27 protein-coding genes are annotated in these 21,960 nt (G+C 70.7%); 9 read left to right on the top strand and 18 right to left on the bottom strand.

Going from position 1 to position 21,960, the window contains the following annotated elements; genetic code table 11:
- Positions 1-67: 67 nt before the first annotated feature.
- The 3 genes from ASF88_RS21055 to ASF88_RS09495 form a co-directional block, all read right to left on the bottom strand.
- A complete protein-coding gene (locus ASF88_RS21055) occupies positions 68-190 on the bottom strand; it encodes a hypothetical protein (protein ID WP_268765643.1) in 123 nt (40 codons plus the stop codon).
- 115 nt (positions 191-305) lie between these two features.
- Positions 306-791 carry an SRPBCC family protein gene (locus ASF88_RS09500; protein WP_055917246.1) on the bottom strand — a complete coding sequence of 162 codons (486 nt, stop codon included), beginning with the start codon at positions 789-791 and terminating at the stop codon, positions 306-308.
- The gene (locus ASF88_RS09495; RefSeq protein WP_200935263.1) at positions 788-1,033 is read right to left on the bottom strand and encodes a hypothetical protein; all 246 of its coding nucleotides are present in this window, start codon (positions 1,031-1,033) and stop codon (positions 788-790) included. Before ASF88_RS09495 ends, ASF88_RS09500 begins: the two co-directional genes overlap by 4 nt.
- A gap of 86 nt (positions 1,034-1,119) precedes the next feature.
- Here ASF88_RS09495 and ASF88_RS09490 point away from each other — a divergent pair, with 86 nt between their 5' ends.
- From ASF88_RS09490 to ASF88_RS09475, 4 genes are all read left to right on the top strand, one after another.
- On the top strand, positions 1,120-1,746 hold the full coding sequence (locus ASF88_RS09490; protein ID WP_055917240.1) for a MerR family transcriptional regulator: 627 nt from the start codon (positions 1,120-1,122) through the stop codon (positions 1,744-1,746).
- Positions 1,743-2,714, top strand: coding sequence for a hypothetical protein (locus ASF88_RS09485; RefSeq protein WP_055917238.1), 972 nt, complete (start codon positions 1,743-1,745; stop codon positions 2,712-2,714). The genes ASF88_RS09490 and ASF88_RS09485 overlap by 4 nt, the downstream gene beginning before the upstream one ends.
- A complete protein-coding gene (locus ASF88_RS09480; RefSeq protein ID WP_055917235.1) occupies positions 2,711-3,046 on the top strand; it encodes a DUF2834 domain-containing protein in 336 nt (111 codons plus the stop codon). Before ASF88_RS09485 ends, ASF88_RS09480 begins: the two co-directional genes overlap by 4 nt.
- Before the next feature lie 128 nt (positions 3,047-3,174).
- Entirely contained in the window at positions 3,175-3,507 is a 333-nt protein-coding gene (locus tag ASF88_RS09475; protein WP_055917231.1) for a hypothetical protein, read from the top strand.
- Between the two features lie 40 nt (positions 3,508-3,547).
- Here the strand turns inward: ASF88_RS09475 and ASF88_RS20935 are convergent, their stop codons facing one another.
- The gene (locus ASF88_RS20935) at positions 3,548-3,739 is read right to left on the bottom strand and encodes a hypothetical protein (protein ID WP_235493382.1); all 192 of its coding nucleotides are present in this window, start codon (positions 3,737-3,739) and stop codon (positions 3,548-3,550) included.
- Between ASF88_RS20935 and ASF88_RS20930 the strand changes: the two genes are divergently transcribed.
- Positions 3,723-3,968: a hypothetical protein gene (locus ASF88_RS20930; protein WP_235493380.1), complete on the top strand. Its 246-nt coding sequence runs from the start codon at positions 3,723-3,725 to the stop codon at positions 3,966-3,968. The two genes, ASF88_RS20935 and ASF88_RS20930, sit on opposite strands and share 17 nt — an antisense overlap.
- A 260-nt stretch (positions 3,969-4,228) precedes the next feature.
- Complete coding sequence (locus ASF88_RS09465; RefSeq protein WP_055917226.1) at positions 4,229-5,143, top strand: arginase family protein; 915 nt, start codon at positions 4,229-4,231, stop codon at positions 5,141-5,143.
- 218 nt (positions 5,144-5,361) lie between these two features.
- Here the strand turns inward: ASF88_RS09465 and ASF88_RS09460 are convergent, their stop codons facing one another.
- A complete protein-coding gene (locus ASF88_RS09460; protein ID WP_055917223.1) occupies positions 5,362-6,798 on the bottom strand; it encodes an APC family permease in 1,437 nt (478 codons plus the stop codon).
- A 70-nt stretch (positions 6,799-6,868) separates the two neighbouring features.
- The gene (locus ASF88_RS09455) at positions 6,869-7,966 is read right to left on the bottom strand and encodes an alcohol dehydrogenase catalytic domain-containing protein (RefSeq protein WP_055917220.1); all 1,098 of its coding nucleotides are present in this window, start codon (positions 7,964-7,966) and stop codon (positions 6,869-6,871) included.
- Positions 7,967-8,079: 113 nt separating this feature from the next.
- On the opposite strand from ASF88_RS09455, the gene ASF88_RS09450 reads away from it, so the two are divergent.
- On the top strand, positions 8,080-9,504 hold the full coding sequence (locus ASF88_RS09450; protein ID WP_055917217.1) for a helix-turn-helix domain-containing protein: 1,425 nt from the start codon (positions 8,080-8,082) through the stop codon (positions 9,502-9,504).
- 176 nt (positions 9,505-9,680) lie between these two features.
- Here ASF88_RS09450 and ASF88_RS09445 read toward each other — a convergent pair whose 3' ends face one another.
- Positions 9,681-10,289 carry a TetR/AcrR family transcriptional regulator gene (locus tag ASF88_RS09445; RefSeq protein ID WP_055920208.1) on the bottom strand — a complete coding sequence of 203 codons (609 nt, stop codon included), beginning with the start codon at positions 10,287-10,289 and terminating at the stop codon, positions 9,681-9,683.
- Between the two features lie 74 nt (positions 10,290-10,363).
- Here ASF88_RS09445 and ASF88_RS09440 point away from each other — a divergent pair, with 74 nt between their 5' ends.
- On the top strand, positions 10,364-10,792 hold the full coding sequence (locus tag ASF88_RS09440; protein WP_055917214.1) for an ester cyclase: 429 nt from the start codon (positions 10,364-10,366) through the stop codon (positions 10,790-10,792).
- Positions 10,793-10,890: 98 nt separating this feature from the next.
- On the opposite strand, the gene ASF88_RS09435 is transcribed toward ASF88_RS09440, so the two are convergent.
- From ASF88_RS09435 to ASF88_RS09425, 3 genes are all read right to left on the bottom strand, one after another.
- The gene (locus ASF88_RS09435) at positions 10,891-11,874 is read right to left on the bottom strand and encodes an NAD-dependent epimerase/dehydratase family protein (RefSeq protein WP_055920205.1); all 984 of its coding nucleotides are present in this window, start codon (positions 11,872-11,874) and stop codon (positions 10,891-10,893) included.
- Positions 11,875-11,882: 8 nt separating this feature from the next.
- Entirely contained in the window at positions 11,883-12,323 is a 441-nt protein-coding gene (locus tag ASF88_RS09430; RefSeq protein ID WP_055917211.1) for a MerR family transcriptional regulator, read from the bottom strand.
- Positions 12,324-12,434: 111 nt separating this feature from the next.
- Positions 12,435-13,046, bottom strand: a complete 612-nt coding sequence (locus ASF88_RS09425) for a TetR/AcrR family transcriptional regulator (RefSeq protein ID WP_235493379.1) — start codon at positions 13,044-13,046, stop codon at positions 12,435-12,437.
- A gap of 35 nt (positions 13,047-13,081) precedes the next feature.
- Between ASF88_RS09425 and ASF88_RS09420 the strand changes: the two genes are divergently transcribed.
- A complete protein-coding gene (locus ASF88_RS09420; RefSeq protein WP_055917206.1) occupies positions 13,082-14,041 on the top strand; it encodes a zinc-dependent alcohol dehydrogenase family protein in 960 nt (319 codons plus the stop codon).
- A gap of 48 nt (positions 14,042-14,089) precedes the next feature.
- Here the strand turns inward: ASF88_RS09420 and ASF88_RS09415 are convergent, their stop codons facing one another.
- From ASF88_RS09415 to ASF88_RS09380, 8 genes are all read right to left on the bottom strand, one after another.
- Positions 14,090-14,329, bottom strand: coding sequence for a hypothetical protein (locus tag ASF88_RS09415; RefSeq protein ID WP_055917204.1), 240 nt, complete (start codon positions 14,327-14,329; stop codon positions 14,090-14,092).
- A 71-nt stretch (positions 14,330-14,400) separates the two neighbouring features.
- Positions 14,401-15,141: a bestrophin-like domain gene (locus ASF88_RS09410; protein WP_055917201.1), complete on the bottom strand. Its 741-nt coding sequence runs from the start codon at positions 15,139-15,141 to the stop codon at positions 14,401-14,403.
- A gap of 174 nt (positions 15,142-15,315) precedes the next feature.
- Complete coding sequence (locus ASF88_RS09405) at positions 15,316-16,098, bottom strand: amino acid ABC transporter ATP-binding protein (protein WP_055917198.1); 783 nt, start codon at positions 16,096-16,098, stop codon at positions 15,316-15,318.
- The gene (locus ASF88_RS09400; protein ID WP_055917195.1) at positions 16,095-16,976 is read right to left on the bottom strand and encodes an amino acid ABC transporter permease; all 882 of its coding nucleotides are present in this window, start codon (positions 16,974-16,976) and stop codon (positions 16,095-16,097) included. Before ASF88_RS09400 ends, ASF88_RS09405 begins: the two co-directional genes overlap by 4 nt.
- Positions 16,977-17,013: 37 nt before the next feature.
- Positions 17,014-17,862 carry an ABC transporter substrate-binding protein gene (locus ASF88_RS09395; protein WP_235493378.1) on the bottom strand — a complete coding sequence of 283 codons (849 nt, stop codon included), beginning with the start codon at positions 17,860-17,862 and terminating at the stop codon, positions 17,014-17,016.
- A 77-nt stretch (positions 17,863-17,939) separates the two neighbouring features.
- Positions 17,940-18,425: a cupin domain-containing protein gene (locus ASF88_RS09390; protein ID WP_055917189.1), complete on the bottom strand. Its 486-nt coding sequence runs from the start codon at positions 18,423-18,425 to the stop codon at positions 17,940-17,942.
- The gene (locus ASF88_RS09385; RefSeq protein WP_055917186.1) at positions 18,422-19,750 is read right to left on the bottom strand and encodes an amidohydrolase family protein; all 1,329 of its coding nucleotides are present in this window, start codon (positions 19,748-19,750) and stop codon (positions 18,422-18,424) included. The genes ASF88_RS09390 and ASF88_RS09385 overlap by 4 nt, the downstream gene beginning before the upstream one ends.
- On the bottom strand, positions 19,747-21,414 hold the full coding sequence (locus tag ASF88_RS09380) for an adenosylhomocysteinase (protein ID WP_162242568.1): 1,668 nt from the start codon (positions 21,412-21,414) through the stop codon (positions 19,747-19,749). The genes ASF88_RS09385 and ASF88_RS09380 overlap by 4 nt, the downstream gene beginning before the upstream one ends.
- Positions 21,415-21,960: the final 546 nt, after the last annotated feature.

The following is a 21,960-nucleotide window of genomic DNA, read 5'->3' as shown; positions in this document are numbered from 1 at the left end:
CCCCTCCGGGTCGGTGCCGTGCTCGGGGTCGACCTCGTCCGGTGCCGGCTGGTCGTCGGGGCGCGCCTCAGCGGTCATCGGCTCCACCTCCGGATGCCGTGTCGCCGCCGTCGTCAGGCTGCTCCGGGTCGGTGCCCGAGCCGTCCGGCAGGTCGTCGGGGTCGGGGCGTGCTGCGTCGTCTCGTTCCATGGGTCGCTCCTCGTGGTCGTCGGTCGCGCGAGCGTACGCTGCGCGGCCTCCGCCCGCTAGGGGTGAGGCTCGGCCAGCTCGCGAACGGAGGACATTCGGCTCGCTCCGCACCCGATCACCTCCGTTCGCCGCCTTTCCCGACCTCGCCAACGCGGATCTCCTCCGTTGTCTGCGTCGGGCCCGACAAGTACGCCGCGATGTCCCGCTCCCACGACTCCAGGTACGCGGCATACCTGTCGGCGAACTCCTTCAGGTCGGCTTCGCTCTCCGCCGCGAGCGCCGTCAGGTCGTAGACGACCTCCACGAGGGAGGTCGTGCCGTCGGGCTCCAGCCTCACGGTCACCGTCCCCGCGCGGTCGCCCGGGGTGACGCGGGCGTACGAGATCGCCCGCGGACGGTCCCGCGCGGTCACGACCCAGGTCGTGCTTCCACCGTGCGCCTCGGTCACGAAGACCGTTCCCGGCTCGGTGTCGTCGTCCACCGGGCGCGGGAAGCGCGGCTCCCAGCCGTGCACCCACGCGCGCTCCCCCAGCGGGGTGAACAGCACGAAGGCGTCGGCGGCCGCGAGCGGCACCCGCAGCCTCCCCACCAACGTGGTCATTCGGTCTCCGTGAGCGTGTGCGCATCCTCGGCGGTGAGCTGCATGTCGTAGACGGACTTGAGCTGGCTGATCTTGGCGAGCGTCTCGTCACCGAAGGGGGCCGCGCCTTCGAACGCGTGCAGCACGATCCCCTCGACCAGCTCGCCGAGGGGCATGTCGAGGTACTCCGCCAAGCCCTTGAGCACCTTCAACGTGCTCTTCTCGATTCGGAGGCCGGTCTGGACGCGTTCAATCGTTACCACGGTAACAATGTACCACCGCGCGCCCACGAAATCCATGAGCGAAGAAGCACTGGTAGCACCACTACCGGTAGTGTTACTATCACCCCGTGCTCATCACCGAACTCTCCGAACGAACCGGTACTCCGGCCGCCACCATCAAGTACTACGTGCGCGAGAACCTGCTGCCCGCGGGCGATCGCGTCGGCGGCAACCGCACCGAGTACACCGACGAGCACGAGCGCCGACTCCGACTGATCCGGGCGATGCTGGAGGTCGGCAAGCTCTCGATCGCGGCCGTGCGCACCGTGCTCGATGCGCTCGACGAGCCGGACGCCCCGGTCGTCCACGCGTTCGACGCCGCGCAACAGGCGGTCTCGCGGTCCGCGGTCCCCGACGTCGCCCCACCGACTGCGCCGGCCCTCGACCGGGTGGACGCGCTCATCGCGCGCGCCGGCTGGCACGATTGCGACGACAACATCGGCCGAGGCATCGCCGCCCAGGTGATCGACGCGTTCGACAACGCCGGCTTCCCGCTGCCCGACGCCTACCTCGACAGCTACGCGGCGGCCGCGCGGTTGCAGGCCGAAGCCGACCTCGACACCGTCGGCACCCTCCCCGACCCCGCACGCATGACCGAGCTCGTCGTGGTCGGCACCGTGCTCGGGGACAGCCTCGCTCTCGGTCTGCGCCGGATGGCGCAGGCCGTCGTCACGAATGAGAGAAGAATGCCATGAAGTCCGTTTTCGCGTGGCACCGTCCGCTCATGACGGTCGCCGCGCTGATGCTCGTGAGCACCATCGTCTGCCTCGTCGGCCTCCTGGTCGATCCCCGCCAGGTCACCGGCCTCGACGTCTGGGCCAAGCCCCTGAAGTTCTCGATCTCGATCCTGCTCTACAGCGTGACCTGGGCCTGGCTCATCGCGCACCTGCCGCGGTGGCGGCGCACGGCGCACGTCGCCGGCACGATCATCGCGGTCGCCCTGATCGTGGAGCAGGCCCTCATCCTCGGCGCCGCCGCGGCCGGGACCACCAGCCACTTCAACGTCTCCACCCCGCTCGCCACCGGCATCTGGACCACGATGGCGGTGTCGATCACCGTGCTCTACGTCTGCACCTTCCTGACCACGATCGCCGTGTTCTTCCTGCGCCTGCCGACCGCCTCCACCACGTTCGCCGTGCGCGCCGGCGGGGTGATCGCGCTCGTCGGCATGGGACTCGCCTACCTCATGACGAGCCCGACGTCGCAGCAGCTCGACGACTTCCAGGGCATCGCGGGAGCCCACACGGTCGGCCTCCCCGACGGCGGCCCCGGCCTCCCGCTGCTCGGCTGGAGCACGGTCGCCGGCGACCTGCGCATTCCCCACTTCGTCGGGATGCACGCCCTCCAGCTGCTGCCCCTCTTCGCGATCCTTCTCGGCTGGGCGGGACGGCGCTGGCGCGTGCTCGCCGACGACCGGGTGCGTCTGAGGCTCGTGATCGTCGCGACGGTCGTCTACGCCGGCACCGTCGCGCTCGTCACGTTCCAGGCTCTCGCCGGGCAATCGATCGTGCGGCCGAGCGGGGTGTTCCTCTGGGGAGGCTGGGCGCTGGCGATCGGCGGCCTGCTCGCCGCCGCGCTGGTCGTGATCACCGGGCCGAGGCCGCGACCGCGGCCCGAGACTGCGCCTGAGCTCGTGCCCGACCCGGTCGGGGCCGGCCGATGACCGCCCGCTGGAACGGCCGCGCGACCGCCTACCTCGTCCTGGCCCTGCTCGGCCTGATCGGCACGTGGACGTTCAACGTGATCGCCATCGCGACCCACCGCGACTACGTCGGCGACTGGGTCGGCAGCGGCCCGGCGGTGCTGTCGCTGACGATCGACGTCCTGATCGCCGCGATCGCCTCCGCCGTGTTCATGGTGATCGAGTCGCGCCGCATCGGGATGCGCTTCGTGTGGGTCTACATCGTACTGATCCCGGTCGTCGCCCTCGCCTTCGCGCTTCCGCTGTTCCTTGCGATGCGGGAGCGGTGCCTGACGATGCGGTCGCGCGAGTGAAGCGACGGGCGATCTCCGAGCGGCGCGGATGTTTCACCGTGTGACGCCCGAAGTGACGGGCGCGTCGGCGGTATCTATCCTCGATTCATCGCGGCTCGCGCGATACCGCCGACCGTGAGAAGGACATCGTGACCCGTCAGCCCAGCCCCACCGCGAAGGATGCCCTGCTCCGGGCCGCCTCCGGGCAGGGCGCGGAGATGTTCGACGATGGCTACGCCCTCCACCCCATCGCCCGGCAAGCTGCGATCGCGACGCCATCGCACTGGGTCGACGCGTTCGTCGTCGCGGCGCACGAGGACGGCCGGATCGAGCTCGCCAGGCTGACCGGGGAGGCCCTCCGCTGCTGGCACTTCGACGACCTCCGCGCGGTGCTGACGACGGGAGCCCCCGTCGCCGTGCACGCGCTCTACGGCGTGCTCGCCGTCGGTGACGAGCTCCTCAACGTCAGCCTCGCGCGCTGACCTCCGAGTCGCTGACCTCCGAGTCGCTGACCTCCGAATCTCAGGCCGTCATCATCGGCTTCATCGACGCCATCATCGCGTCGCAGGCGTCGGCGCAGTTCGTGCAGACCTGAGCGCACATCGACGCCGTCGCGCTGCCCTCCATCGAACCGCAGTCGGCCGCGCACGCCCGGCACATCGCCGACGTGGCCTGCAGCATGGCCATCATGGCGGCCATGTCCATGTCGTTCATCGGCATCGGCATCGGGCGCAGCATCATCCGCATCATGGTGTTGCACATCTCGGCGCAGCTCATGCACATCGCGGAACCGGACATGCCCTCCATCGACATCATCGAGCCCGCGCACATCGTGCACGCCTGCTCGCAGGCCGAGCACGCTTCGATACATCGCTGCACCATCGCCATGTCCATGCCCGCCATCGGCCCCTGGGCCGACTCGCTCATCATGGACATCATCTGACTGGTCTCATCCATCACGCGCACCCACCTCCCGCCGACACGAGAGAGGCAGGTCGCCTCAGACCACCGTGCCGTAACACACGCCACGATAGGAGCCTGCGCCGGCCGCCACAAGGCAGACCGCGTGGGCACCGCGGCGGCACTGCCGCGGTCACGTGCCCCGGCCGGGCGACACCAGTTCTGGGTGGACCTCCGTCTGCGCGGCTCCGACTATTCTGGGCTCATCGTTCCCATGCGCTGACCCGAAAGGCGCCGGTTGAAATGAACTCCGTCGTCGACCTCTCCCCGACACAGGCCGCCGCGCGCCCGCGCGCCGTCGGTGCCCAGGGGACGGTCAGCGCCTCCCACGCCTCACGCCTCTCCCCCGCCACGGTCACCGCGTTCGTGGACGGCGTCTCGGGCCACAACGACCGCGCCCGGCAGGCGACGCTCGCGCTCGCCCGCGAGCTCGGCCGGCGCCTGGACTCACCGACCGCGGTGGTGGGCGAGGGATCCGCCTCGGAGGCTCGCAGCCTCGGCTGGCGTTCCGCCCTCCAGCAGTCGCGTCCCGAGCTGGACGCCCTGAGCGAGCGGGCCGCGCGGTCGCTTCAGACCAGCCGGTTCAGCTCGTTCTGCGTGACACGCAACGCGGCTGCCATCGCCACCCTTCCCGCCGTCGCGCGGGCGTTCCCGAACGCTGCGGTGGTCTGGATGGGAGCCCACCCCTGCCTGCACACGCCGGGCACCACCCGCACGGGCGACCTGAGCGGGATGGCTCTCGCCGGGGCGAGCGGCCTCTGGGCGTCCGGCCACGGGGGCGACCTCGCTTTGGCGAACGTCGTGCTGCTCGGCGCCCGCGACCTCGACAGGGCCGAGAAGCACGTGATCGCCAACTCCCCCATCCGCAACATCGCCGCCGGCCCGCGGATGCAGGAGGAGCTCGCCGCAACCATCGCGGGCCGCGAGGTGTTCGTGCACTTCTCGGCCGACGTGCTGCGACCGGGCATCGTCCCCACCGACTTCCAGGTCGCCGACGGCCTGACGATCGACACGGTCGTCGAGACCGCCCGGACCCTCGCCCGGGAGCGGGTGGTCGGCCTCCAGATCAGTGAGCTGGAGCACGACCCCACCGACCGGTTCAGCACGTCCGCGCAACTGATCGTCGAGATGCTGATGCCCCTCCTTCCCCGCGCCTGACGCCGAGACGTGAGTAATCGCGGGATGGGCCGTCATAGGGGACGCAACACGCCGTTGCGCTGGCAGGTTAGTGGCGAGTCGTGACCCCTGTGAGGCCCGGCCTGGTCTTGCCCTCCGACTGCCGAAGCGGGCCGTCTCTCGAGAGAGGCGGCCCGCTTCAGTAGGACCCGCGACGGCCGAGGGGGTGCGGCCGGCACGGGAGTCGTTCGCCGGCGGGATTACCCGACTCCCTCCAGCGCGTCCGTCTCGGTGTTGCCGATGTTCTGGATGACCTCCGGACGGCGGCGCTTCAGGTACACGAACCAGAGCACGGCCGCGGCCAGGGTCAGCACGAACAGATACGGGATGACGTTGAGCGGGAAGGCCGGCACCGGCCAGACGTTCGCGAAGAACACGTAGGCCATCGCGGCGACAGCGACGACCGCGCACACCCAGACGAGCTTGTTCGGCATGCCGGCGCGGCGCGTGTAGGCGATGCACGCGATCGCGACGAGCGCGTAGGCGACCATGTAGCCGTAGGTGCCGTACGTGTCCACCCAGACCGTGATGTCCATCGGGTCGGAGCCGACGGCCAGCAGGATCACGTCGAGCAGAATAGCTGCGGGCCCGGCGACCAGCAGGACGCGGTGCGGCGTGAGGTGGCGCTCGTGGGTGCGGCCGAATCGCTCGGGGAGGACGCCCTCCTTGCCCATCACGTACATGACCCGGCCGACGACGTTGAGCGGGGCGACCACGACGGCGAAGAAGGAGGCGCCGACGCCGAAGGTCAGGATGGGCGCGAACCACGACGGCATCCCGATCAGCTTGGCGATGTCCTCCAGCGGGCTGGCGCTGGTCGCGAGGTGCTCGTGCAGCACGGCGATCTGCGTGTACGCGGCGAACACGTAGAGCACGCCGACGACGACGGCGCTCCACATGATGGCGCGCGGGATGGCGGTGTACGGGTTCTTGGCCTCGCGGCCGAGCGCGTCGGCCGACGAGAAGCCGACGAAGCCGAGGATGCCGAGCACCATGCCGGCGGCGACGCCCTGGAACGACGAGCCCTGCGCGATCACCTGGGCGGGGTCCCAGGCGCTCGGCCCGGCCCAGACCAGCGCGGCGATCAGCAGGATGGTGATGATCGTGACCGAGACCAGCTCCAGCACCAGCGACACGCGCGCCGAGAGCCGGATGCCGCGGATGGTGAAGAGCGTCGCCAGGCCGCCGAGCACGATCGCCAGCCCGATGTACCAGCCGGCGCCTCCCGCCGGCACCCCGAGCAGCACGAGGAACTGGTTGAAGTACGACACCGCGCCGCCCAGCGAGCCGGCGGCGATGCCCCAGCACCCGATGACGAGTGTGACGCCGGCCAGGTAGGCGCCGGTCGGGCCGAGGCCCTTGGCGACGTACGTGTAGAGCGAGCCGGCCGACGCGTGCTTGCGGGCGAAGACCACGACGCAGTAGCCCACGCACAGGATGACGATGGTCGCCAGCAGGAAGGAGTAGATGGTGCCGTTGCCCGCGCCGACGAAGATCGCGGCGGCGGTGAAGGCGATGACGGCGCTGGGGGCGATGTTGGCGATCGCCTGGGCGGCCAGCTCGGGGCCGCTCATGACGCCGTGCCGGAGGCCGGCGTCGGCGGCCGGGGTCGCCGCCTTGCTCTGGGTGGTTGACATGGCTCTCCTGTGAGTCTGTTCGGGTGGAGCGTTCTGGTGGGGGCGTTCGGGTGGGGCGTTGTGACGGGCGTTACGGGATGAGCAGGGTGCGCAGCACCGAGCCCGACTCGAGGTCGTCGAAGGCCTGGGCCGCTTCCGCCAGGGGTCGCCGGCCCGAGATCAGCGGGTCGAGCTTGAGCTGGCCGTCCATGTAGCGGTCGACCAGGGCGGGGATGTCGATGGAGGGGCGCACCGAGCCGTAGTTGGAGCCCAGGATGCGCTGGTCGGCCTCCGCGAGCACGAGCGGCTCGAAGGAGGCCTTGGCGCCCGTCGGCGGAAGGCCGACGATGACGGCGGCGCCGCCGAGGCCGAGCATCCGGATGGCCTGCTCGGTGGTGGAGGTGCGGCCGATAGCGTCGAACGCGTAGTCGACGCCGTCCGGGATGAGGTCGAAGAGCTGCTCGACGGCGTCGGCTTGCGACGCGTCGATGCGGTCGGTGGCGCCGAACTGCAGCGCCATCTGGGTCTTGTCGGCGAGCACGTCGATCGCGACGATGCGCTCGGCTCCGGCGAGGCGGGCGCCCTGCACGACGTTGAGGCCGACGCCGCCGCAGCCGATCACCGCGACGGTCGAGCCCGGCTCTACCGCGGCGGTGTTGAGCACGGCGCCGACTCCCGTCGCGACCGCGCAGCCGACGACCGCGATGACGTCGAGGGGTGCGTCGTCGCGCACCTTGACGGCGCCGGAGGCCGGGACGACGACCTCCTCGGCGAAGGAGGACACCCCGAGGTAGTGGTGCACGGTCTCGCCGTCGCGCGAGAGCCGGGAGGTGCCGTCGAAGAGCACGCCCTTCGGCGCGACGACGGTCGCGACCTTCTGGCAGCGGGCCTCGTGCCCCGAGCGGCAGTAGCGGCACTCGCCGCACGGCGGCACCCAGCTGAGCACGACATGGTCGCCGATCGCGAGCGAGCTGACGCCCTCGCCGAGCGCGGTCACGACGCCGGAACCTTCGTGGCCCATGACCAGCGGAGCCGGTGCGTCCCATTCGCCGCGCTTGACGTGGAGGTCGGAGTGGCAGACGCCCGCCGCCGCGATGCGGACGCGCACCTCGCCGGCCCCGGGCTCCGCGAGGTCGACCTCGGCGACCTCGATGGGAGCGGACGGTTCGGTGAAGATGACGGCCTGCATCGGTACTCCTTCGTGTGCGGTACTCGCTCGATGCTAGGAGGCGGCCTCCCGGAGTGTCATTCACCGAAAGTGTGAAGTTTGGCCGGAGATTCGACATCCCGTACAATCGTCGTGTGTCCCGCGATATCGCCTCCATCGCCCGTTCGGTCGGCGGCCGGCTGCTCGTGGGCGGGGTCGACTCCGGCACGCCCGTCGACGGCGTGGTGCGGCTCAGCGAGTTCTCACTGGTCGGGCGGGCGTCGTTCGCGACGCTCGTCGTGGCCTCCGCTCCGGAGATCGCGGCGGTGTTCGCAGGCGACGACTCGCGCGCGGACGCCCTGCGCAGCGCGGTCGTGGTGACGCGCAGCGACGACGCCGCTGTCGTGCACGCACTCGAGGAGGCCGGCGTCACGGCCGTCGTCGGCGCTTCTGAGCCCGAGGAGGTGCTCCTCCCCCAGCTCACCGCCCTGCTCGCGGTCGACCAGGCCGCCGAGGACCGCGCGGTCACCAGCGCGATGAAGGTGCTGACGCTGGCGGCCCGGCGCGGAGGCGTTTCGGGCGTGGTCGCCGAACTTGCCCACCGCATCGACGGCTGGGCCGTGCTGCTCGACCGTCACGGCCAGGTGATCACGACCGCGGGCGCGGGAGGCCTCCACGTGCAGGACGCGGTCGCGGTCGCGCTGGGCCGCCCGGTCCGCGTGCGCCACCGCGCCCTCCAAGTGCACGCCGTCGGTCCGGGCGAGGACCTCTCCGCGCAGCTCATCGTCAGCCCGCGCACCGAGTCGTCGAGCCGCGCGCGCGAGCTCGGCTCGCAGACCGCCGCCCTGCTCGACCTCGTGCTGCGCACCGACGATCCCACCCGCACCGAGCGCCTCGGCCGTGGAGTGCTGCTGGAGGTGCTCCTCGCGGGAGGCGAGCCCGCGACCTCCCTGCTACGCCGGTGGGGCGTGCACGAGACGACGCTGACCGCGTTCGCGCTCACCGCGCGCTCGGCGTCGGTCGACGTGGAGCGCCTCGTCTCGCTGTGGCTCAACGAGCTCGGCGCCGCGCACATCCTCACGCAGGCCCAGGGCGTGGTGACCGGGTTCCTCCGCGACGACCACGTGGACGAGATCGGGGCGCGCGTGGAGGCCTACGCGTCCGCGCTCTTCCTGGGCATCGGCGTCTCGGCGCCGACCGACGCCCTCGCGGCGAGCGCGAGCGAAGCGGCGCAAGCACTGGAGGCCGCCCGCGCCGAGGGCCGACGCGTCGTGCACTACCGCTCCATCCCGACGATCGCGTTCGTGCTCGACCGCCTCCCGGAGGCCGACAACCGCCGCCTCGCCCGCCTTCTCGACCCGCTGCGCGACCCGGCAGGCGCGCACGGCGACCTGCTCGAGACGCTGCGCGTCTTCCTCGCAGAGAACGGCGCCTGGGGCGCCGCCGCCGACCGGCTCGGCATCCACCGGCAGACGCTGGCGACGCGCATGCAACGGATCGAGGGGATGCTGGGGTTGTCGTTCGCCGACGCGGACGACCGCGCGGCGGCGTGGCTGGCGCTGCGCGCGGTGCGGGGGTAAGCGGGCCGTCACAGGGGTCGCAACACGCCGCTATCCCGGCGGGACAGCGGCGTGTTGCGACCCCTCTACCGCCCGTGGGGAAACATGCGAGGGCGGGTCGCCGGCCGTTGAGCACCATCGGCGGTGAGCATCCCGAGGTCGCGGAGGCTGGTCGCCGTCTCGATGGGTGTTCGGCCTCAGCCGATGAGCTGCCGCTCCAGCGCCTCCTGCAACCACGACTCGAACCGCGCGAGCGGCCAGCCGCCGTCGACCACGAGCGCCCCGTAGACGCCGGTCGCCGCGTACGCGCGGAAGATGCTCTGCGCATCCGCGAGCGGCACCGTCAGCTCAGGCTCGAGGGAGGCGATGAGCTGATCCATGATCCGGTTCCGTCCGCGCAGCTTGCCGGCGATCAGCGACCGCGTGTCCGCGTCCTCGTCGCTCGCCGCGTCGAGGATGCGGACGACATCGAAGTCGGTGGAGTACAGCGTGGTCAGCCAGTGCGCCGCGCCGGCGAGGCGCTCCCCCGGGTCGGCGAGCGCCAACGTCGCCTTCGCGAGCTCGCGCGCTCCGGCGCGTTCAAGCCACCGCTCGCAGATGACGTTGAGGATGTCGCGCTTGCTTCCGAACACGGCGAAGACCGTGCGGTCGCCCACCCCGGCCTCCGCCGCGATCGCCGCCATGCTTGTCGCCCCGTAGCCTGCGCGCGCGAACAGCCGCTGAGCGCCCTCCGCGATGCGGAGCTTGGTGGCGTCGGCCTGCTGCTGTCGATACGTCGACACCGGCCTCTTGACTGTTTCGGTCACGAGGATCACACTAATACTGTGTTGAATGCAGTGTCACTGCATCGAATGCACTACTAATGCAAGGAGGTTCGATCATGAGTGGAACACGAACCGCACCCGACGAGGTGCGCATCATCGAGCGGATGCTCGCCGAAGGGTTCGCCGGCGGTGACATCGACATCGTCGACGAGCTCTGCTCCACCGACATCGTCGAGCACCAGCTCGGCCTGAGCGGCACCGGAGCGGCGGCGATCGAGAAGGTCAAAGGGGCCATGCTCGACGTGCACCGGGCAATGCCCGACCTCCGCTTCACCGTGGAGGACTGGGCCGTCGCGGACGACATCGTCTGGGTGCGCGCGACGGGTGAGGGCACCAACACCGGCCCGTTCATGGGGCCGCCGACGGGCAAGAGCGTGCACTTCACGGTCATCGACATCGCGCGCGTTGCGGACGGCAGGATCGTCGAGCACTGGGGCGTGCCGGACCGCTTCGCGATCCTGTTGCAGCTGGGGCGGCTCGGGTGAGCGCGTCTCGACGCGCCGCCGCCCGGACATGGTGAAGGCGAGTCACCGGCCGTTGGCGCCAGGCGTGACTCGCCCTTTCTAATTCTGAGAATACCTCATTAAACACCATGGGCGGCGAGCATCCCGAGATCGCGGAGGCTGATCGCCGTCTCGACGATCGTCTCGACCGCCGGCCGCGGCCGGAATCCTAGCTCGGCCTTAGCGCGCTCGTTGTGGATGACGAGCGGCGTGGGCTCCTCTCCCGGCACCTCCACGGTCGGCACGCGCCGCGCAAGGTCGCCCAGCTCCGCGCGCAGCACGTTCGCGACGTCGAGGAACGTCATCGTCGGGCCGTCGGCGAGTAGCAGGTAGCGCTTGCCCGCAGCGCCGGGCGTCGTCATCGCCGCGATGTGCGCCGTGGCGACATCCCGCACGTCCGCGATTCCGAAACGCTGCCGCGGGACCGCCGTCATCACGCCGTCGAGCATCGCCGTGAAGAACTGCAGCGACGACCGTGCGGAGCCGGTCAGGGTCGGCCCCGCGATCCAGGTCGGGTTGACGACCACGAGCTCCGTGTCGCCGCCTTCCCGCTCGACGAAGTCCCATGCGGCGCGCTCGGCGACCGCTTTCGACAACGGGTACGCGGGCAGACCCGGCGTCGACGGGTCGGTCCAGTCGGACTCGTCATAGTCGCGCACGGGTTTCGGCGAGTACCCGACGGCGGCAAAGGACGACGTCAGCACGACCCGGCGCGCACCGGCGTCACGGGCCGCCCGCAGCGCGCGCAGCGCTCCGTCACGGGCCGGGACGACGACCTCCTCGGGGTCGGTCGTCTGGATCATCGGCGACGCGACGTGGTACACCTCCTCGATGCCGGCGAGCGCAGGCGACCAGCCGTCATCGTCCGTGAGCGAGGCCGCCGCGAACGACAGCCCGGCATCGTCGGCGCCACCGCGCCGCACGGCCTCCCGCACCTCGTCGGCACGGTCGAGGCTCCTGACCGTCGTGCGCACGTCCACGCCCGAGGTGAGGAGGTCGGCGATCAGCCGCGTGGCGAGGTAGCCGGTGCCTCCGGTGACGAGGACCTTCGGTGCGCCGCTCATCTGGCCGCTCATCGGAACGTCGCCTCGAGTCGCGGCAGGATGGCGTGCAGTTCGACCTGCGCCTCGGCCTCGTCCGTCGCGTCCGCTCGGTCGCGCGCATCCCACAGCGCCGCCTTCGCCCGGAGGTAGTCGAGGTGGGTGCGCAGCGTCACGATCTGCTCCTCCACCCGGTCGGCGTGGCGCAGCAGGATGTCCCGCTGCTCGGCCGCGGCCTCCTGACCGCGCCGCCGGTTTGCCTGGTAGGTGCGCATGTCCTCGATGCCGACGCCCATCGCCCGCAGGCAGGCGAGCACCTGGGCCGCGTCGAGGTCGCCGTCGCTGTACCGCCGGTGGCCGCTGCTTTCGTCGCGGGCGATCGGGCCGAGGAGGCCGACCTCCTCGTAATACCGCAGCGTCGGCTCGCTGAGCCCGCTCTGCCGGGACACGTCCTGGATGGTGAACCTTGTCATGTCCCCATCAGAACAGACCTCAAGCGCTTGAGGTCAAGACGGCGTTCAGATCGTCACGACGATCTTGCCGCCTGGGCGCACGAACACGCCGCTGCGATCGAGTCGTTCGTATCAGTGGCCGGAGGCGCGGAAGGCGTCGACCAGTAGGGCGGAGAAACGCCGCGCCGCCGCATCGCGTGTCGCTTCGTCGCCGGACGCGAGGCCCCGGCCTGCGCGCAGCGCGAGAACCAGGTCGCCGATCGCGAAGTCGCACCGCAGCGCTCCCGTCTTCTGAGCGCGGCGGGCGAGCTGTGCCAGCATGCCCAGCAGCTCCCTCCGGTGTGCGACCAGCGAGCCCTCCACGCTGCTCGCAGCGGTGAGGGCGTCGACGAACGATCGATTGCGCACGTTGAGGGATGTCAGGCTGTGCAGGGCGGAGGTGAAGCCTCGCCAGGGGTCCGGGTCGGCGCACGCGTCGAGCACGATCTGCCCGCAGGCGTCGAGTTCGGTGGCGAACACCTCGTCGATGACCGCTTGCCGCGTAGGAAACCGGCGATAGAGGGTGGCGGGCCCCACACCGGCGCGGCGGGCGATTTCGCGCATCCCGACATCGACTCCTCGCTGGGCGAAGAGAGCGCGGGCCGCGACGATGATCCGTTCTCGGTTGTCGCGAGCATCGGCCCGTAGCCGAGGCAGCTGCGTGTGCATGCGTCTCACTTTCTCTAAACGGACGTAGGCGTCCACTAACGTCGAGGCTACCCGCCCACGAAGGAGGCCCCATGCGTGCAGTGACGATCCGGAGCTTCGGCGACCCCGACGGGATGGAGCTCACCGACCTCCCCGTTCCCGCGCCGACGGCGGGACAGGTGGCGGTGCGGACCGAAGCGATCGGCGTCGGCGGGGTGGATGCCGTGATCCGCCGCGGGACGCTGGGTTCCGGATGGGCTGCCGGTCTCGTGCCCGGCAGCGAGGTCGCCGGAATCGTCACCTCGGTCGGCCTGGGAGTCGACCCGACGTGGATCGGCCGGCGGGTGTGGGCGTTCACCAGCACCGGCGGCGGGTACGCCGAGCACGCCGTGGCCCAGCTGGACGACATCACCCCGCTGCCCGAGAGCCTGTCCGCGATCGATGCCGTCGCGCTCGGAAGCGCCGCGACGGTGGCGCACTTCGCCCTCAGACACGCCCGCTTCCGTGCCGGCGAGTCCGTGCTCGTCCGCGGCGCCGCCGGCAGCATCGGGATCGCCGCCATCGAGCTCGCCGCCCGCGCCGGCGCCACCTCGATCGCCGTGACGACATCGTCGGTCGAGCGAGGACGACTGCTGCGCGAGCTGGGAGCGACACACGTCCTCGACAGGTCGGGCCGCGGCGGCTCGAGCGCGCCGAGCGACTACGACGTGATCGTCGACATCGTCGGAGGCGCGGAACTGCCCGCCTTCCTAGACCGGCTCGCGCCGAACGGACGTATGGTCCAGGTCGGCGCGGTGGCGGGCTTCCCTCCCGCCGACTTCGGCATGTCGCTCATCCGGAGCTTCCAGAAATCGCGGAGCTTCGGCACCTTCAGCCTGGCGACCGTCCCGGTCGCCGAACGGAACGCGGCTCGCGCGCAGTTGCTCGACGCTGGGGCGGGCGGCGAGCTCAGCGCCGTCGTCGACGACGTCCTCGACCTGGAGCAGGCCGCCGACGCACACCGCCGGATGGACAGCGGCACCGTCTTCGGCCGAATCGTCCTCACCCCGTGACCAGCCGAGGGGCACGCAGTGGCCGCTAAAATCGCCCGGTGAGGGCGTTTACGTGCCCTTCGCGGCCCCGGTCCCGCGGAACGGAGTGAGCCTGCGCGCCGCGGCACGCATCACGTACGCGATCGCGGCAGAGCGCACCGGGTCGGCGTCGAAGTCGACGGAATCGAGGTCGGATCCGGCACACGGTTCGCCGTTGCCGAGGAAGTGGATGGGCAGCCTGCCGCCGACCGCGACCGGCCGGTCCTGCCCGCAGTACGCGCACGACATGAGGATGAAAGGCGCCGTCATTCTGCGAATCTACGAGCCAGGGGTTTCCGAGCGATTTCGGTCCGGAGACGAGTTGACGACGATCTCGCGCGTCAGCCGCTCCGCTCCCACTGCTGCAGCAGCCGCACGAAGTCGCCAGGGTCGACCGAGATCGAGCCGGCGTACGGGTGGTCCATGTCGGCGGTCACGAACATGACCAGGGAGATGAACAGGGCGAGGAGGCCCGCCATCAGCAGGTGCTGCCGCACGTTCTTCACCTCGATGAAGCCGATCAGCACCGCGTTGATGATCGCGCCGGCCCAGATCACCAGCCAGAACAGGCCCGGCAGTTCGACGGTGGTGGCGTCGGTGCGTGCGCGCCGGGCCTCCACGAAGGAGTCGAAGGTGCTGAGGATCTGCGCGTACTGCGCCTGCTCCTTCAGGGTGTGCGGGTCGAACGAGTCGATGGTGCGCTGAATGCGATCGACGGCCGGCAGGCTTGCGGTGGGGAGCTGGTCCTGCTCCTGTTGCGGCCAGTCGCCGTCGATCACCGTGCGCGTGTAGGACTTCAGCTCGTCCTGGAGTTCAGTGCTCAAGGGTTCGGGCAGGCCGGCCGCCGAGCGATAGAGGCTGCTCAGCCGCGACGTCTCCTCGAGCGCCGCGGAGTGGGCGTCGGTGTAGTCGTTGTAGACCGAGACCGCCACGAGGCCGAGGAGGATGCCGAAGAACACCCCGAAGGTGCCGACGATGTAGCCGAGCACGCGGTCCCACTGCGCGCCTTCCACCGCGTTGCGGCGGACGAACGGCCGGAGCAGGAGGACGATGCCGCACGACGCCGCCACGAACAGCACCACGAAGACGGGCAGCGTGATGTATTCGGGCGTGTCGTAGAACCAGTTCAGCGGCGTCCTCCCCCGGCAGCGCGGACGCCCTCATCGTAGGACTCTGCGTGCTGCCGGGCCAGATCGTCACCCGTCGCGCGCTAGGCAGGAAGGCGTCGAACGCAGGCGCGCCGGCCTCGGACCCCCTCAGCCGCTGTGCACTCGCGCCAGGTACTGCCGGGTGGCCTCCTCGCGCGGGTTGCCGAAGACCTGCTCCGGCGGCCCCTGCTCCAGGAGCACCCCGTTGTTCAGGAAGATGATGTGGTCGGCGACCGTGCGGGCGAACTGCATCTCGTGGGTCGTCATCAGGATGGTGGAGCCCGCGGCCTTCAGCTCCGTCACCAGGTCGAGCACCTCGCCCACGAGCAGCGGGTCGAGGGCGCTGGTGATCTCGTCGAGCAGCAGCAGCTCCGGGTTGGTCACGATCGCCCGGATGATGGCGACGCGCTGCTGCTGGCCTCCCGATAGCCGGTCGGGGAAGTCCTTGACCTTGGCGCCCAGGCCGATGCGCTCCAGCCACTGCACCGCCGTCGCCTCCGCCTCGTCGCGCGGGATGCCGTGCACCTTGCGGCTGGCGAGCGTCACGTTGTCGAGAACGCTCAGGTGCGGGAACAGGTTGAACTGCTGGAACACCACACCGATGCGGGCGCGCGTGCGGTCCACGTCGATGCGCGGGTCGCTGATGTCCTCGCCCTTGAGGAAGATGCGGCCGTCGTCGATCTGCTCGAGGAGGTTGATCGTCTTGAGCAGCGTCGACTTGCCGGAGCCGCTGGCGCCGATCGCGACGACGACCTGGTGCTGGTCGACCTCCAGGTCGATCCCCCGCAGCACCGGGGTGTCGCCGAAGCTCTTGTAGAGACCCTCGACGCGGAGAACGGCCTCGGGGAGGACGGCCTCGGCGGCCGGCGGCTCTGGTGTCGACGCGGTCACACCGTGCCTCCGATCTGTTCGCGCTTCTGCGCCCGGGCGGACAGCCAGTCGGTGAGGCGGATGAGCGGCCAGCTGATCGCGACGAACAGCAGCCCGGCCACGATGTAGGGGGTGAAGTTGTAAGCGTCCGCCGACGCGATCTGAGCCGCGCGGACGGCGTCGACGGCGCCGAGCACCGACACGAGGCCGACGTCCTTCTGCATCGAGACGAAGTCGTTCACGAGCGCCGGCGTCACCTTGCGGACGCCCTGCGGCATGACCACCAGCCGGAGCATCTGCGCGTGCGAGAGGCCGAGCGAGCGCGCCGCGAGCCGCTGGGAGGGGTGCACGGCCTCCATGCCCGCCCGCAGCACCTCGGCCACGTACGCGGAGTAGGTGAGGATGAGCGCGGTCGTGCCCCAGAACTCAGGCGGCATGCGGGGGAACACCCCGAGCGCCGGGATGCCGAAGCCGACCAGGTAGAGCACGATGATCAGCGGCATCCCGCGGAACAGGTCGGTGTAGACGGTCGCGATGACGCGCAGCGGGAAGAAGACCGGCCCGCGGAGGGTGCGCACGATCGCGATCAGCGTCGCGAAGATCGCGACGCCGATCGCGGAGTAGAACAGGATCTGGATGTTCAGCCACAGGCCGACCAGGATCGAGCCGAGGTACTCCCAGCCGATCTTCACGTTGAAGAACGACTGCTGCACGAGCGCCCAGCCGGGCGTGTTGACGACGGTCAGCCAGACCAGCGCCGCCAGCACGATCGTGCTCGCGAGACTGATCAGCACCGACCGGCCCGACTGCTTGGCGCGGAAGGCGCGGCGGTCGAGCTCGATCCCGCTGACCGGCGTGCCGTCGAGCCGGGTCTGCGTCGTGGCCGCCCGCGGGCTCACGCGCAGCTCCCGGCGATCACGGCGGGAAGACGTGCGATCACTTGAAGACCGGGACGTTCACCGTCGCCGACAGCCACTTCTTGGTGATCGCGTCGAGCTCGCCGCTGGAGCGGAGGGAGTCGACGGCTTCGCTGACCTTCTTGGTGTTGGGCGAGTCCTTGGGGAGCACGATGCCGAACTGGTCGCCGCCGGCGGTGTCGGCGAACTGTCCGCTCACGACGCCGTTGTCGACCTGCGAGTCGGCGAGGTAGAAGGCGGTCGGGAGGTCGGTCGCGACGGCGTCGACCTGACCGGTCTTGAGGGCGAGCACCGCGTCGTCGTTGGAGTTGAACACCGAGATGTCGTTGCCGCCGACCTCCTTCTTGAGGAGCGTCAGGGTGGTGGTCGCGGTCGCGACGCCGATCTTGATCTTCTTGAGACCCGACACCGTCGTCACCGAGGCCGCAGGCGACGACTTCGTTGTCACCAGCGCCTGGCTCGTCGTGTAGTACGGGGACGAGAAGTCGACGGCCTTCTTGCGGTCGGCCGAGATGGTGAACTGCTGGATGTTCAGGTCGAATGTCTTGGGCCCGGGCGCGATCGCGCTGTCGAAGGTGGTGCGGGTCCAGACGACGTCCTTCTTGGCGAAGCCGAGCTTCTCGGCGACGGCGTACGCGACGGCCGCCTCGAAGCCCTGTCCGCTCTGCGGCTTGTCGTCGATCACCCACGGCGAGTACGCCGGCTGGCCGGTCGCGATGGTGAGCTTGCCGGCGGTCTGCGTCTGCAGGCCGTTGCTCGACGTGGCGGAGCCGGACGAGGTCGCACTGCAGGCCGCCAGGGCGGCGACGACGACAGCGGCGCCGACGGCGGCGAGGGCACGGGTGAAGCGGGAGGAGGCAGCGGACACGGAGGCACCTTTCAGACGGTCTCGGGCGACCAAAATCATTCGATGGTAGAGGGAAACGGCCGCCGGCCGCCCGACGGTTACGGATTGTGTACGTCGTGGAGCGTGAAGTCGTCGAAGCTGAAGCCCGGCGAGACGACGCAGCTGACCAGCGTCTCCCCGGTGGAGGGCAGCGTGCGCTGCCAGACTCCCGCCGGCACGAGCGCCTGAGCGCGCTGGCCCGCTGCCTCGTCGGCCCCGAGCGTCACGATCTCACCGTCCGCGGGAGCGTCCCCGTCGCCTCCCAGCTGCAGGGCGAGCGCGTCGGGACCGTGCCAGAGCCAGAGCTCGTCCGAGGTGACGACGTGCCAGGCGGACGCCTCCCCGGGAGGCAGCAGGAAGTAGATCAGGGTCGCGGCCGGACGGTCGCCGCGCTCGGTCGCGACCACGGCGCCCGCCGCCCAGGTCCGGCGATACCAGCCTCCCTCGGGATGCGGCTCGAGCCCCAGCGCGAGCGCGCGGGCCGGCGGCACCACCCACTCGATGACCTCCCCGTCGACCGTGCGCCGCGCGACCGGCTCGCTCATGAGCTCACCCCCGCGGTCACCCGCGGGCCGGTCCACGAGGAACCCGACCAGCGGGTGTCGCCGCCGATGACCGTGGCGGCGACGCGTCCGGCGCCGGCCTCCACCAGCTCGGCGAGGGTGTCGCTCACCCGGCCGACCGGCACGTCGAAGAACGCCAGGTCGGCCAGTGCGCCGACGGCCAGGTGGCCGATGCGGTCCGGTCCGATGTCGAGGCCGAGCGCATGGGCGCCGCCGAGCGTGGCCGCCGACAGCAGGCGGGCGTGGAGGTCGCGACGCGTGTAGCCCTGCTCGCGGGCGATCCGGTAGAGGGCGGTCACGTCGCTCATCAGGTCGAGCGACGGGCTCGACGACAGGGAGTCCGTGCCGACCGCGATCGCGCTGCCCTCCTTCAGGTAGGCCGCGACCGGAGGCGGAGCGAGCCCGATGACCTCGTTGGAGCGCGGGCAGAGCGCCACCGACGTGCCGCGGGCGCGCAACAGCGCGCGGTCCTTCGCCGTCATGTAGACGCCGTGCGCGACGTGGCAGTCGGGGCCGAGCACTCCGAGCCGGTCGACGAACTCGGTCGCGCCCGTCCCGAAGCCGAGCGAGCGCAGGGCGCGGAAGCTCTGCACGCCGACGAAGTGCCACGCCCGGTGGGTGTCGCCGCCCTCGGCGTCGAGCCGCTCCTCCTCGAAGGCGGACTCGCCGAGGTGGATGTGCAGCCGCTGGCCGCGCTGCCGCACGATGTCGGGCATGTCGAGGAGTGGGACCGTATCGAGGGAGTACGGCGCGTGCGGTGACAGCCCGGCGCCCGGCGTCGACGGGATGCGTTCGAGGTCGGCGATGACCTGCTCTCTACCGCGTTCGTTCCAGTCGGCGGTCTCCCAGTTCATCACCTCCCAGAAGGCGATGCCGCGCATCCCGGCGACGTGGAGGACGTCGGAGGCCTCCCGGTCGGTGACGATGTCGGCGACTGCCGTGACGCCGCGGCGGATGAGCTCCTCGGCGCCGAGCAGCGCGTCGGCCCTCCAGTCGTGCGGCCTCTCGTAGACGACGGTGAACGCGTCGGCCCAGTCGTCGAAACCGGAGTACCGCCCTGCGCCGACCTCGGCCATGCCGGTGTACTGCAGGTGCGAGTGCGCGTTCACCAGCCCGGGGAGCAGCGCGCCGTCCCAGTAGTGCTCGATGTACGGGACGTCCTGCTGCTCGAGCGAGTCGATGACCCAGCGCCGCTCGCCCACGTGCAGGATCCGGCCGTCCGCCACGGCGACCGCCCCGCGCAGGATGGGCGGCGCCGTCATCGGCACCACCAGCCCGGCCGAGAAGACCGTCACGTCGCCTCTCATGCGGCACCCCCGAAGCGCGGCGGGAACGTCGCGGCCGAGGCCGGTGCGGCTGTTGCCGCCTCATCGACTCGGAGGCCGGCCGCCGCGAGCGCCTGCGCCGCCACCGCGTCATCCGCGTCCGCGGGCAGCGGGTGCACTCCCAGAGCGAGGGTTCCGGCCGACTCGACGAGGTGCCGGATGGCCGAGAGCTGCACGGCGAAGGAGAGGTCCATGATCTCGATGGGGTTGCCCTCCCCCGCCGTCACGTTGATGCAGCCGCCGTCGTCGAGGAGTTCGACGCTCGTGCCGCCGGGGAAGGAGAGCTGCTCGCGCTTCCACCCGACGGTCTCACGCGTCGCACCCGCCGCGAGCGCGGCCTCCACCGCGACCTCCTGCGGCACACCGCCCGCGACGGCGACCACGGCCGATGGGGCGCAGGCCTGGAGAACCTCCACGGTGATGGTGTCGCGCACGCCGGTCGCCGACACGACCAGGTCGGCCGAGGCGACCGCATCGATGAGACGCGACACCCGGAACCCGTCGTAGGTCGCGGCCAGTGCGCGCACCGGGTCGAGCTCGGCGACGACCACGGACGCGCCGAACGCGCGGGCGTGCCGGGCGACGCCTTCGCCGACCGGTCCGTAGCCCGCGACGACGACCGTCGCTCCATGGAGGTCGAGACCGGTCAGTCCGAGGATCGTGAAGAGGCAGGACTGGCCGGTGCCGTACCGGTTGTCGAAGAGCGTCTTGCTGCGTGCGTCATTGACCGCGACGACGGGGATGCGGAGGCGGCCCTCCGCAGCCATCGCGCGCAGTGGACGGAGGCCGCTCGTCGTCTCCTCGGCCGCGCCGATCATGCCGTCGAGGAGCTGCGGAGCCGACTCGTGGGCCAACCGGATGACGTGGGAGCCGTCGTCGACGAGCACGGCGGGTCGCTCCTCCAGGAAGGCGAGGGCGAGGTCCCGATGCTCGGCCGGCCCTGCGGCGGAGCGGGCGAAGACGCGGATTCCGGCTTCGCGGAGCGCCGCGGCCACCTTGTCGTCGGTCTCGTCGGGGTGCGCGAACACGGACACCTCCGCGCCGGCCTCCTGCAGCCGCAACGCGAGCACGGCCGTCTTCGGCTCGAGCACCATGCTCACGCCGATCCGGGTGCCGCGGACGGTCCGGTCCTCCGCCAGCCGTTCGGCGAGCCGGCCCGAGGTGGGCATGAAGCGCCGGGCCCACGCGATCCGGTCGGCGGCCGGGGTGTCGTGCGGCCCGTGGCGTGTGCCGTCCAGCCGGACGACGATGAGTCGCGGCACGGAGGTCGCCCGGACGCCCGCGCGCAGCGGGTGCTTCGACGGGAGGACGTCGGTGAGGCCGGAGGATTCGGCACCTTCGGGGACGCTCGGCGCGGCGTCGACGAGCAGCAGCGGGCGGTCGCGATCCGCGGCGAGCGCGGCGGCCTCCGCCGCACCGAGCGGCGTCTCGCCCTCGCCGCTCAAGAAGAGGTAGTCGGGCGCCTCGCCGGCGGCGACCCTGCGTGCGCCGATCGCGGTCAGCAGGGCCTCCAGCGCGGCCGCGTTCGGCCCGGAGCCGTGGAGGTCGAATCGGCGGCCGGCGATCGAGAGGTTCGTCGTCTCAGCGAAACCGAGGACGACAGCCGCCGCCCACTGCCGGGGGCTCCGGCTCGCCACCTCGAACACGCGATCAGCATAGCGGTCGGATTCGTCCAGATTCGTTCCGTCCGTCATCCCCTGTCATGCAGCGTGACCTCGTACCCGCCCGGGTCGGCGACGTGAAGGTGCACCAGAAAGGTCCGTCGATCGGCGCTGCGCAACCCCTACTATCGACACTGCGGTGTACACCATTCTGGCTGATAATCAACGTTATGTCAGTGATTAGTTGCTCCAGTAAAGTGAACCGTGTGTACTTCGGTTAAATTAGTGGGATAACACGGCCCCAGTAGAAGCCACCCGCTCCCCTGCGCTCCGCCGGGGCCGGGCGCTGCGCTCGGGCACGCTGAGTATCCAGTGCTGACTGGTTCTAGCGGTTTAGTACTGCCACCGCGACTGCGACGATCGCGACGAGCAACAGGAGCAGTTCGATTGGAAGGCTCGGCGATCGCCAGCGCGCGCGAGAAGCTGACTTGTGTCTGGCAACTCGATGCGTCGAGTCGGACCCCTTCGAGTCAGCCTTGGTCATGCGGGTGTTCGTTTCCGTTTCGCGTGGGGAAGGGTGGGATCTGCGGT

This window comes from Leifsonia sp. Leaf336 (assembly GCF_001423695.1).
Lineage (GTDB): Bacteria > Actinomycetota > Actinomycetes > Actinomycetales > Microbacteriaceae > Leifsonia.
The sequence above is the reverse complement of the archived record's forward strand: the minus strand, read 5'-3'. Positions and strand labels throughout refer to the sequence as shown.

What these genes read in the sequence shown, in the direction of transcription:
- ASF88_RS21055 (WP_268765643.1), bottom strand. Translation starts at nt 190, where the DNA reads ATGGAACGAGACGACGCAGCACGCCCCGACCCCGACGACCTGCCGGAC.
- ASF88_RS09500 (WP_055917246.1), bottom strand. Translation starts at nt 791, where the DNA reads ATGACCACGTTGGTGGGGAGGCTGCGGGTGCCGCTCGCGGCCGCCGAC.
- ASF88_RS09485 (WP_055917238.1), top strand. Translation starts at nt 1,743, where the DNA reads ATGAAGTCCGTTTTCGCGTGGCACCGTCCGCTCATGACGGTCGCCGCG.
- ASF88_RS09480 (WP_055917235.1), top strand. Translation starts at nt 2,711, where the DNA reads ATGACCGCCCGCTGGAACGGCCGCGCGACCGCCTACCTCGTCCTGGCC.
- ASF88_RS20930 (WP_235493380.1), top strand. Translation starts at nt 3,723, where the DNA reads ATGTCCATGTCGTTCATCGGCATCGGCATCGGGCGCAGCATCATCCGC.
- ASF88_RS20935 (WP_235493382.1), bottom strand. Translation starts at nt 3,739, where the DNA reads ATGAACGACATGGACATGGCCGCCATGATGGCCATGCTGCAGGCCACG.
- ASF88_RS09465 (WP_055917226.1), top strand. Translation starts at nt 4,229, where the DNA reads ATGAACTCCGTCGTCGACCTCTCCCCGACACAGGCCGCCGCGCGCCCG.
- ASF88_RS09460 (WP_055917223.1), bottom strand. Translation starts at nt 6,798, where the DNA reads ATGTCAACCACCCAGAGCAAGGCGGCGACCCCGGCCGCCGACGCCGGC.
- ASF88_RS09455 (WP_055917220.1), bottom strand. Translation starts at nt 7,966, where the DNA reads ATGCAGGCCGTCATCTTCACCGAACCGTCCGCTCCCATCGAGGTCGCC.
- ASF88_RS09440 (WP_055917214.1), top strand. Translation starts at nt 10,364, where the DNA reads ATGAGTGGAACACGAACCGCACCCGACGAGGTGCGCATCATCGAGCGG.
- ASF88_RS09435 (WP_055920205.1), bottom strand. Translation starts at nt 11,874, where the DNA reads ATGAGCGGCGCACCGAAGGTCCTCGTCACCGGAGGCACCGGCTACCTC.
- ASF88_RS09430 (WP_055917211.1), bottom strand. Translation starts at nt 12,323, where the DNA reads ATGACAAGGTTCACCATCCAGGACGTGTCCCGGCAGAGCGGGCTCAGC.
- ASF88_RS09420 (WP_055917206.1), top strand. Translation starts at nt 13,082, where the DNA reads ATGCGTGCAGTGACGATCCGGAGCTTCGGCGACCCCGACGGGATGGAG.
- ASF88_RS09415 (WP_055917204.1), bottom strand. Translation starts at nt 14,329, where the DNA reads ATGACGGCGCCTTTCATCCTCATGTCGTGCGCGTACTGCGGGCAGGAC.
- ASF88_RS09390 (WP_055917189.1), bottom strand. Translation starts at nt 18,425, where the DNA reads ATGAGCGAGCCGGTCGCGCGGCGCACGGTCGACGGGGAGGTCATCGAG.
- ASF88_RS09385 (WP_055917186.1), bottom strand. Translation starts at nt 19,750, where the DNA reads ATGAGAGGCGACGTGACGGTCTTCTCGGCCGGGCTGGTGGTGCCGATG.